Below are 10,478 nucleotides of genomic sequence, written 5' to 3'. Positions count from 1 at the left end.
TGTTATCATAGAGCGCATCACTCACCAACTCTCACAAGCAGATATTGATCAAATTTATGAACGAACAGGCATCCCTCTCTCAAGGGATGTTACGTTTTATCTGAGAGGAAAAAATACGAGTGCACGAGGAATAACTGTCCTAAAAAACAGAAGTTCTTTGAAACCGCAATCTCTCTACCCTCGAGCAACAAACATCTTGATGGTGGGGGACATGATGTGGTATGAAAAATCTCTTACTGATGAGAACACCACGTTTAAAAAAGAGTTATTTGACAAAAGGTACCGCATGGGCAAGGCTTTTGCTTCAAGTCTCGTTGAAGGTCTAATTCTGCTTTACAGAGCAGAATAATTTTTTTTAAGGACATAAGGCTTAAATAAAGAAAATGTTCTTTCTTACCAATGGATCAAGAAGTTCTTAACAAGCTTATAAGAGCAGGACAAGTCTCAGTAGGTGCGTTGCAAGAAGGTGCAAAGCTTGTCAAACCCGGTGCTAAGTTGATGGATGTTGCACGCGCAATGGAACAATACATTCTTGACAAGGGACTTGAAATAGCATTTCCCGCAAACATTTCCCTCAACAGCACCGCAGCTCACGACAGCGCAAGAATAGACGACGAACGCACCTTTACTGATCAAGATGTTGTCAAACTAGATATCGGAGCTCATCAAGAGGGGTATTGTGGTGACAACGCGGTAACAATAGATCTCTCAGGAAAACACACAGACCTAATCAAAGCATCACGCGAAGCACTACTCAATGTAGAAAAAATACTCGCTCCGGGAATTACTCTTGGAGAAATTGGAAAAACCGTACAAGAAACAATTGAGAGTCATGGTTTTAATCCCGTGCGCAACCTTGCAGGCCACACCATAGAACCATACACTTTGCATGCAGGCCTCTCCATTCCCAATTATGACACCAAAGACAAAACACCTCTCGAAGAAGGCATGGTGTGTGCAATTGAACCATTTGCAACAACAGGATCTGGGTTTATCGAAGAGAGAGGACATGCTTCTATTCATGCACTAGTGCGTAGAGTTCCTGTACGATCACCAATTTCTCGACGCGTGCAGGATTTTTTGGCAACTCGTCACGGTCTTCCATTTTCTGAGAGGTGGGTACACGAAGAATTCGGAGCACAGGCAAAACTTGCAATGGCAGAACTCAAACGCGTAGGTGCCATTCGATCATACCCTCCGCTGGTTGATCGCGACGGCGGATTAATCTCACAAGCAGAACATTTGTTTATCATTGGTGAGAGGACGATAGTCACAACAAAGAAAAAAGAGTAATCTGATTGCACAAGGTCATTTGATACGCATGTCTAAAGAATTGTTAAACGAGATATTACGAAAATACTCATGCAACAGGAACAAGTTTTTTTACAATCTCTTCAACTGTTAACTCTTCTTTTTCCCCAGTGGCCATGTTTTTAAGTTGTAATCGTCCAGATGCAAGTTCATTTTCCCCGACAATAAGTGCAAAAGGAATATTATAGAAATTGCAATACTCTAAGTTTTTTGAAATGCCTTTTCCAAGCAAATCCATATCAACGTTAAGTCCATAAGAGCGTAGTTGATCTGCGATTTTAACACATTCAGAAACAGTTTTGATAGGAACAATAAATATCTCTGTTACTGTTTTTTGCGTTAGGGACTCTTGCTTTTTGAGCATGTCGGTTATGGGCTCAATGCCAAAACTACATCCCACTGCAGGATACTCGCGTCCTCCCCCGACAAACTCCCCAATCATTGAATCATAACGTCCTCCAGAACCCAGTGCGCGATCATAACTTCCATCAGCAAGAAACACTTCAAAGACAGTACCTGTGTAATAGGCAAGACCTCTTGCAAGAGCAAAAGAAATCTCGACATTGGTATCATCAAGATATGAGAGCAACTCTTTAAGCTCATCAATTCCTTCACAGGATCCAATAAGCTCTTCAAGTTTAGCAAGAAGCTTTTGATTATCTCCATCAAGGTCAAGAACAGCTTCAATCTTATTACACACTTCATCATCACAACCAATGCCTCTTAGCTCTTTTTTGACCTCTTCAAGTCCTATCTTGTCAAGTTTATCAATGATAAGAACAGCCTCAAGAAGTTTATCTTTTGCGACTCCTGCCCAAGAAAGATAAGTATCAAGCACTTTTCGATTATTCACTTTAATTATAACATCCATATCGATCTCTTTGAAAAATGCCTGGAAAATTTTAATGCAATCAGCATCTGCAAGCATACTCTTCGTCCCTACAATATCTGCATCGCACTGATAAAATTCACGATAACGTCCAAGCTTAATAGGGCCATCCCTAAACACGGGACCTATTGCGTAGCGCTTAAATGGCATCTTCAGGGATCGTCTCATTCCAACGTAACGCGCAAAAGGAACGGTTAGATCATAGCGAAGGCACAAATCACGTCCTCCTTGGTCATTAAGTCTAAATGTTTCTTTAAGGATTTCTGAGCCTCCTGCATACTTTGCAGCAAGGATATCAAAACGTTCAAGAACGGGTGTTTCAACGGGGCTGAAACCATAACGCTCAAAGATGCGTCTAAGTGTTGAGAAGAGATTATTACGTAAGATCATATCTTGTGGATCAAAGTCTCGCGTTCCTTTAGCGTTTAAGAGTTCCATAGCAGAGAAGGGAACTTTGGGTGTTTATAAAAGTGTTCCAAAATAAGACTGTGGATATTGTTTTATAGTGGCCTATTGATGTACTAGAAACTGTTGGAATTCTCTTTTTCTTTTTTAATCCCCTTTTCCCTTGTTTCGTCCTCGAAGCTCAACAACGTCTAAGCGTTTGAGAATTTCTTTTGCATCAAGTTGTTTTGAGTATTCTTCGAGGATGATGTTGAACGCTTCGTTTGCGATGTCCCAGTGTTTAGATTCTAGGGCGTGTTTTAAGAGGTGAAGATCAACTGCTTTATCTTCTCTTTTTTTAGAGATCTGTGCAAGGCCGAAGTCAATAAAGTACAACTTGCCCTCTTCTTCATTTAAAATCATGTTTGATGTGGTAAGATCTCCGTGAATAATATCGTGTGAGTGAAGAATGCCGATGAGTCTTCCGATTTCTTTTGCGTGTTCAAGAATGAATACGTCTTTTATTGGAGGTCCTCTGATTTTTTCCATGATGATGGTAAATGTTTCTTTTCTGAGAAGTCTGGGTGCGGGAAATGCAATCTCCTCAAGTTTTTTGAGGATTTTTGCTTCTCTATTCGTTCGGAATTTTCTCAAAGAAGTATCTAGTTCAAAGTGGCGGTAGGTCTTTTCAATACGCTCTTTATGAATGGTGCCGTTCTTTTCATAAATTTTCGCTTCGGCTCCTTGAAAAAGTAATTCCATTTTGTAAAAGGACGTTATGTGATTTTTAAGAGTTGCGTTAGCTTTTTATCTTTGTTGTACATTCTTTTTGTTTAACACATTGAAGAGAGGTGTTTACTATATTGATCTGTTTTTTCTTTATGTAGTCCAGGTCATTATACACATCCTCTTCATACTAAAGCGCTGTGAGACTATAAGATAAGTAAGAGAAGGGCGTTGTATAACGAACAGCACCTAAGTTGAGGGACGAGAACATGATGCCCATAAAGGACTTATTAAACAAAATCAAATGGGATGAGCGTGAAACTGAATCCGAGTATGAGATTGGCTATTTTGATAGAATAGCAAACAAGCTCATATTTGTAGATTTGATGGAAGTAGAGGTACGAGATGGTGTGCTGATTGATTGGATTGATGATAGGGAAGTAACCATTCCCTTTCATAGGATCAAAGAGGTGAAGAAAAAAGGAGTTGTTGTGTGGAAAGGGGAACATTAGTGACTGGTTCAACTAACACATCACACATTGCGTGACTTGTATCACTGCAGTTACGTAAAGTCATGCGTTTTTTTTTTAAAAAAAAACGTACTGAGTTGCCTTTGATTTTACGCTGATTTAAGCAGATTGTTTCTTCCAGAAAACAGTTGCAGCGTGAGTTGGAGGGTTGTCGGGAGAAGACGTATGAAGACGTAGGAAAACGTAATATGGTGTACGCAGTCATTTTAGGTGCAGGTGCCTCTTGAAGCAGTATGCCTCATGTAAGGTACTGTAACATTTATATATCTGTGTTCTTGAAACCACTTTCTTATGACGGAGAACATTGCTCAAATCGCTCTGGAATTGGCATACTCGCCTAAGTCTCGAGAGACTGATATTGGGAGAGCAGTAGAATTAAGAGACTACTCGGTGTTCCTTAATACGAAAAGCACACCGCCTTTTTTGTGGATCGCACCAAGGGACTCATTACAAGCAGTGTATGTTTGCAAAGGCATGTTAGATAAAGATGGAAGTTTTGTACCTCTTACGAGCGAACAACAAATTCGAGATGAGTCTTGGCTTCACGCGTTTGAGAAAGACATTTTGCATTATAACGGTGCTTCCCCTCTTGAACTCTTCTTACATCAACATCCGCGCGTAAAACAAGTTCTTGAAAATCTCTCAGTTCTGGGTACTTCGTATTTTTGAGAGAGAATCTCAGCAGGGGTTATCTATTTCTTTAGTCCAAGTGCATCGCGCACAATAGTGTAGTGATCAAAGCAGAAGCGATCTTTATACTGTTCAAGATCATTAAGGTCTATCCACAGCAAGGATTTTGCGTCACTTTGAGCCGTTGCTTCTCCTGATACTTCGCACAGATAAGCAGTTGATGCATAATCTCCTCTTGGATCACGTCCAGGCGTGTCATAATATCCTATTTCTTGATGGTTGTCAACATCAAGACCTACTTCTTCTTTAACCTCTCGTACAAGTGCTTGCTCCTTAGTCTCGCCCGGTTTGACTTTGCCTCCTGGAAGAGCAAGACCGAACGGAAAGTTTTTTCGCTCAATGACGAGGAGCTTATTATTGCGAATGATAATGGCATCAACGGTTTGAATCATAAGAGACTCCTCACTCCTTTATGTCCAAGATACGCTGCGGGAATAAAGGTAAACCAGTGACTAAAACCAACAAGTGCAAGAAGCACTAAGTAGAGAGAAATAGCAAGGTCAAGATGTGAGTGAATGTCACCGAAGAACAAGAGTCCTTTTCCTGCCAAGTAGATGAATGCAAGGGCAATTACTTTCCAGTACATTCCAAAAGAAAAGTGGAGGAGTAAGAGCACTGCTACGGCGAAGAGGTCCATGATTCCAAAAAGTTTGACAATCATTGTGATGAGATATGAAGAAAAAATGATTGATTTGTCCTGCCTATGATTTGCAGGACAATAACTTGTCTAAGAGCAACCCTCGCTGTTACCGCAGTTCAGGCATTTATAACAAGCACCGTTACGCACGGTGATATGTCCGCACTTACTACAAGCAGGAGCATCTCCCATCATAGAAGATGCATGTGCATTTGCGGCATCTAGTGCAGGGTTTGAATTTTCTTCTTTGTTCTCAATGATCTCAACGTCTCTCTTATCTGACTGAGACATTGTCTTAGAGTCAGGCTTAACGTGCACAAAGTCTGTTTGACCAAGGTAGAGCATACCAAGAGCTCTGAATGCGAAGTCAATCACAGACGTGCAGGTTTTAATGTTGGGATGGTCAACCATTCCGTTTGGCTCGAAACGAGTAAACGTGAAGGTGTCTACATATTCCTTTAGTGGAACGCCGTATTGCAAGCCCTTTGAGACGGAGATTGCAAGACAGTTGAGAAGGCTCCTGTACGCAGCTCCTTCCTTATGCATGTCAATGAAAATTTCTCCTAACGATCCATCTTCGTATTCTCCGGTTCTGATGTAGATTTTGTTGCCTGCAACACTTGCTTCAACAGTTGTTCCTCGTCGGTGTTTTGGAAGCGGTCTTCTAAATTGTTGCTTGATAATCTGGGGTTTAGCATCCACTTTATCCTCTTTTGCCTCATCTTGAGAGGTGTTAAGAGGTTGAGATGCTTTACAACCATCGCGATAAAGTGCGATTGCTTTAAGACCTAGTTTCCATCCTTGCAAGTGGATTTCTGCTATGTCTTCAACAGTTGCATCGTTAGGAAGATTAACTGTTTTAGAGATCGCACCTGAGATGAATGGCTGCACTGCTGCCATCATTTTAACGTGACCCATTGGTGCGATAAAGCGCTTTCCAATACCGCATTTATTTGCAGTATCAAAGACGGGCAAGTGTTCTTCTTTGAGGTGGGGTGCTCCTTCTAGTGTTTGAGCTCCGCCGATATAGATTTGAAGCTCTTTTATTCTTTCTTGAGAAATTCCTTTACTTCGTAAGGATTTCGGGTTGATTTCTGGTGTGAAATCATCAAAGCTTTTGGATTTTTCAATAGCTTCTTCTGCTTTTTTGATTTGTTCCTCCGTAAATCCTAAGGAGTGAAGCTCTTCTCGTGAAACAGGTGCTCCGTCAAACGTTCCCCTTCCAAGAACGTATTCGATCATATCTTCTATTTGTTCTTCAGAGTACCCTAGGGTTTTGAGCGCGCGGGGAATACTTTGATTGATAATTCTAAAGTATCCTCCTCCTGCAAGTTTCTTATACTTGACAATGGCAAATTCTGGCTCAACACCTGTGGTATCACAATCCATGAGAAGCCCGATGGTACCTGTTGGGGCAATAACTGTTGCTTGTGCGTTTCTATAACCGTATTTTTCTCCTTGTGCCACTGCTTTATCCCAGTCTTCTCTTGCAGCGTCGAGAAGGTCTTTTGGACAGTAACGCACATCAATTTTATATGCTGCATCTCTGTGCATGCGCATAACGTTAAGCATGGGTTCTCTGTTTTTTTCAAAACCCTTGAAGGGTCCTACAACTGCTGCCATCTCAGCAGAAGTAAGGTAGGCGTGTCCTGTCATAATTGCAGTGATAGCAGCTGCAACTGCACGTCCTTCCTCACTGTCATAAGCAAGCCCTTTACACATGAGAACTGTTCCAAGGTTCGCATAGCCAAGACCAAGTGGGCGATACTCATGAGAGTTCTTTGCAATCTCTTTTGTTGGATAACTTGAGAGATCCACTAAGATTTCTTGTGCTATGAACATGATTCTATTCGCGTGGCGGTAAGCTTCAATGTCGAGCTCTCCGTTTTCTTTGAGGTAGTGGATAAGGTTAACCGATGCAAGGTTACATGCGGAGTTATCAAGAAACATGTACTCTGAGCAGGGGTTTGATGCGTTGATCCTATCCGTGTTAGGACAGGTGTGCCATTTGTTAATGGTGGTGTCAAATTGCACACCGGGATCTGCACATCTCCAAGCAGAATAGTTGATTTTATCCCAAAGTTCTTTTGCGTCGTATTCTTGGACAACTTCTCCGGTTGTTCTCATCGTGGTGCGCCATTTTTTTCCTTCAAGAACTGCGTTCATGAAGCTATCTGGAAGGCGTACTGAGTTGTTGGAGTTTTGTCCTGCTACTGTTTTGTACGCTTCTCCGTTGAAGTCAGATTCGTATCCTGCTGCGATGAGTGCAAGAGCTTTTTCTTCTTCTTTTACTTTCCATGTGATGAAGTCTTCTATCTCGGGATGATCCATGTCAAGGCAGACCATCTTAGCAGCTCTTCTTGTGGTTCCCCCTGATTTTGTTGCTCCCGCTCCTCGATCAAACACTTCAAGGAAGCTCATAAGTCCTGACGAGGTTCCACCTCCGGATAACTTTTCTTGTTTACCTCGTATTTTGGAAAAGTTTGTTCCTGTTCCTGATCCGTATTTGAAGAGTTTTGCTTCTGCTTTGATGAGATCAAAAATTGCCATGAGGTCGTCTTCGACGGATTGGATGAAACAAGCAGAACATTGGGGTCGCATATAATTTCCTTCAATTTCAACAATCTCGCCTTTGTTAAAATCCCATGCGTAGTTTCCTCCAGATCCTTTAATACCATATTCTTGGAAGAGTCCACAGTTAAACCACACGGGTGAGTTGAACGCTGCGCGTTGGGTGATGAGTAAGTAGGAGAGTTCATCTTCAAAACTTTGCGCGTCCTCTGCAGTTTTGAAGTATTTTTTTTCTTCACCAAATGTGCGAATGGTGTGAGCAATTCTACGAACAACTTGGCGTGCTGAAATCTCGCTTCCTGTTTCAGGAACGCCTGCTTTTCTGAAGTATTTTGAGGCGATGATGTCTGTTGCTAGTTGAGAGAACTGTTTTGGCACTTCAATGCCTCTCATCTCGAAGACAATAGAACCATCGGGATTGGTAATTACTGAGTCTCTTTTTTCGTACTCTACTTGGTCAAGGGGGTTTACTCCCGGAGTGGTGTGTCTGCGCTCTATGCTTAATCCTTGTGTGTCAAATTCTAACAACTATCATCACCTCTTTTTTTGTTTTATTTTCTTGTTCGTAACAATTTGTGTACTTCTTTTTCGAAATCCCCTAAGTCCGCAAATTCGCGGTAAACTGATGCAAAGCGTACGTAAGCAACTTTGTCCAGTTTTTTGAGGTGTTTCATAACAGCCTCACCTATTTTTTTTGTGGGAATTTCTGTTTCGGTTTGCTGTCGAAGATCCAACTCAATGGAGTCTGCTAGATCTTCAAGCATCTCATCCGTTATGGGTCGTTTCTCGCAAGCTCGTTTGATGCCTTTGAGAAGTTTTTCGCGTTCGAAGGGTTGTTTTTCTCCTGATTTTTTAACAACGGTGAGAAGTACCTGTTCAACGCGCTCATAGGTTGTAAACCGCTTACCGCAATTGAGACATTCACGTCTTCTTCTTGTGGTATCCCCTTGCTCGTTTTCACGCTTGTCAACGACTCTTGTTCCGTCATTAAGGCAATAGGGACATTTCATAGTATTATACAACCTGTTGTGGTTTGAGGGTTCTAAGTACACAACCTGTTGTGGTAAAAAGAAAATGTCATTTTTAAAGTTTGTGATGCTACGAACGATATGTTTTGAAGATACATGTTAGAAAAGAACTGTGTTTAAATACTGAACTACTCAAAAGTAAATCATGGGTGTGTTGTTGGGTGCTATCTCTTCAAGGATTGCACTATGTGGGCGGAGGTACTAAAGAAGGAATTCTTAAAAAGAAGGTTCACCTTGCAGAAAAGAATGAAAGAACTTTTTGAAGCACTACCTCAGGTACCCTTCGATCGTGCAAAAAGGTATAATCTTCTTGATACGTGCTATGTATGGCATATGCTTGAACATCCAAAAGAACGCAAACGTATGAAAGCAAGAGGGTCTCTTGCAATAACATCATTTACGGCAAAAGAATTGGAGTACACAAAGAAGAAAGTTAAATCCTCAGACAAACATGCCTTGCGAGAGTTTTTGAAAGAAAGTGGCGTGGTTATTATTTCTCTTCCTGTAGAGCCTGGACAAGTGCGTAAAGAGAAAGCTTTTGTTGCGTCAATAGAGCCAGAACTTCTTCAACACATTCCTGACGCATCAGATGCTGTAATTGCAGCAGTGGCACTTGCAACAAAATCAGACTTGTATACAAAAGATAAGCACCATCTCTTCACAGCAGAGCTTGAGAATTTCTTGAATGAGCACAACGTATGGGTGTATCACTAAGAACAAACAAAGAGCGTAACCAAAATAAAAAGAATATCAAAGTAAAAAGAAGAGAAAAGAGAACAAAACGAGAGTAAAAGAATTACTCCTGAGCTACCTCTGATGCACTTTCTTCTTCAACAGCAGTTGTTGGTTGTAACTCCTCTTTTGAAGATTCCACAGACGCTTGCTCTGGCTGTTCTGTTTCTTCGACTTGAGTTTTTTGTGGTGTGACTTCTTGCTGTTTGGTTGCTTCTTTTCGAGATCTGCGCTCTCTTCTTTGCGGTCTTTCTGAGGTGAACACTACTTCTTCATCGGTAAGCGGTTCACCTTCGATGCGTTCAATAACGCGCATTTCAAGAGCGCGAAGAGGGTAAATCTTTGAAATATTCTTCTTAGATTCCTTGAGCAGCTTTCCTGTGAGAATATCGAGCATAACTGCATCCCAGCTCTTCTCTTTAAGCGCATTTCTACAATCGTAGATGAATCTTTTTCTCATGAGCGTTTTAACTGCTCTTGATGTATGTCCTTCAGTAATCATGAGGGGTTTGATACGAACAGAAACATTGTCTTTAGTGGTTGCAACAAATGAATCATCTACACGATCTTTTCCGCGTTTGACTTTTCTGCGAATAGTAGAGGGAATCATTTCATATCGTTTAACAGTGGTATGACACACTCCGCCTTGAACTTTGTTCACTTCAAAAGTGATTTTATGGTTCTGAGCTTTCATATTGCCTGTAAGTGTTGCCATATTTACTTGGACTCTGCGTCCATTAAGAAGTTCAGGATCAGAACTAAGTGTTTCTCCAATTTCTTGCTCCTTGAAGAGTTTGGGCGCAAGTACTTTGAACCATTTCTTTTTCTTCCACTTGTCTGTTGACTTTGTGTTTTTTCTCTTCGCTTTAGCCATTTCTGGGTGAAATTCAATCAGGTGGTTTATAAAGGTAACTATTTGGGCTACGCAGGGTAGTGTAGATTTGCTCAGTTACTCTCTGTTCTCGTACTCTATTCTTGTG

11 protein-coding genes and 1 pseudogene are annotated in these 10,478 nt (G+C 41.2%); 5 read left to right on the top strand and 7 right to left on the bottom strand.

Annotated features, from left to right (window positions below; genetic code table 11):
* Positions 1–349: hypothetical protein (locus tag D6774_04655; GenBank protein RME77429.1), on the top strand; the 349-nt coding region annotated here is incomplete at its 5' end.
* 50 nt (positions 350–399) lie between these two features.
* Positions 400–1,293: pseudogene (locus D6774_04650) on the top strand (type II methionyl aminopeptidase).
* A gap of 67 nt (positions 1,294–1,360) precedes the next feature.
* On the opposite strand, the gene hisS reads toward D6774_04650, so the two are convergent.
* Positions 1,361–2,638 carry a histidine--tRNA ligase gene (hisS, locus tag D6774_04645; GenBank protein RME77428.1) on the bottom strand — a complete coding sequence of 426 codons (1,278 nt, stop codon included), beginning with the start codon at positions 2,636–2,638 and terminating at the stop codon, positions 1,361–1,363.
* 114 nt (positions 2,639–2,752) lie between these two features.
* Complete coding sequence (locus D6774_04640) at positions 2,753–3,346, bottom strand: Kae1-associated serine/threonine protein kinase (GenBank protein RME77427.1); 594 nt, start codon at positions 3,344–3,346, stop codon at positions 2,753–2,755.
* A 233-nt stretch (positions 3,347–3,579) separates the two neighbouring features.
* Here D6774_04640 and D6774_04635 point away from each other — a divergent pair, with 233 nt between their 5' ends.
* On the top strand, positions 3,580–3,822 hold the full coding sequence (locus tag D6774_04635) for a DUF504 domain-containing protein (GenBank protein ID RME77426.1): 243 nt from the start codon (positions 3,580–3,582) through the stop codon (positions 3,820–3,822).
* A 309-nt stretch (positions 3,823–4,131) separates the two neighbouring features.
* Positions 4,132–4,509, top strand: a complete 378-nt coding sequence (locus D6774_04630) for a hypothetical protein (GenBank protein RME77425.1) — start codon at positions 4,132–4,134, stop codon at positions 4,507–4,509.
* A 23-nt stretch (positions 4,510–4,532) separates the two neighbouring features.
* Here the strand turns inward: D6774_04630 and D6774_04625 are convergent, their stop codons facing one another.
* The 4 genes from D6774_04625 to nrdR all read right to left on the bottom strand — a co-directional run bounded on the left by D6774_04625 (position 4,533) and on the right by nrdR (position 8,748).
* Positions 4,533–4,922 carry an NUDIX hydrolase gene (locus D6774_04625; protein RME77424.1) on the bottom strand — a complete coding sequence of 130 codons (390 nt, stop codon included), beginning with the start codon at positions 4,920–4,922 and terminating at the stop codon, positions 4,533–4,535.
* Positions 4,919–5,191: a hypothetical protein gene (locus tag D6774_04620; GenBank protein ID RME77423.1), complete on the bottom strand. Its 273-nt coding sequence runs from the start codon at positions 5,189–5,191 to the stop codon at positions 4,919–4,921. The genes D6774_04625 and D6774_04620 overlap by 4 nt, the downstream gene beginning before the upstream one ends.
* A gap of 66 nt (positions 5,192–5,257) precedes the next feature.
* Entirely contained in the window at positions 5,258–8,266 is a 3,009-nt protein-coding gene (locus D6774_04615) for a vitamin B12-dependent ribonucleotide reductase (GenBank protein RME77422.1), read from the bottom strand.
* A 23-nt stretch (positions 8,267–8,289) separates the two neighbouring features.
* On the bottom strand, positions 8,290–8,748 hold the full coding sequence (gene nrdR / locus D6774_04610) for a transcriptional repressor NrdR (protein RME77421.1): 459 nt from the start codon (positions 8,746–8,748) through the stop codon (positions 8,290–8,292).
* A 264-nt stretch (positions 8,749–9,012) separates the two neighbouring features.
* Between nrdR and D6774_04605 the strand changes: the two genes are divergently transcribed.
* Positions 9,013–9,480: a hypothetical protein gene (locus D6774_04605; GenBank protein RME77420.1), complete on the top strand. Its 468-nt coding sequence runs from the start codon at positions 9,013–9,015 to the stop codon at positions 9,478–9,480.
* 82 nt (positions 9,481–9,562) lie between these two features.
* Here the strand turns inward: D6774_04605 and D6774_04600 are convergent, their stop codons facing one another.
* On the bottom strand, positions 9,563–10,372 hold the full coding sequence (locus tag D6774_04600) for a hypothetical protein (GenBank protein ID RME77419.1): 810 nt from the start codon (positions 10,370–10,372) through the stop codon (positions 9,563–9,565).
* Positions 10,373–10,478: the final 106 nt, after the last annotated feature.

It is taken from the genome of Candidatus Woesearchaeota archaeon (genome assembly GCA_003695435.1).
GTDB lineage: Archaea > Nanobdellota > Nanobdellia > Woesearchaeales > UBA11576 > J101.
This window is presented reverse-complemented; position numbering and strand designations above follow the sequence as displayed.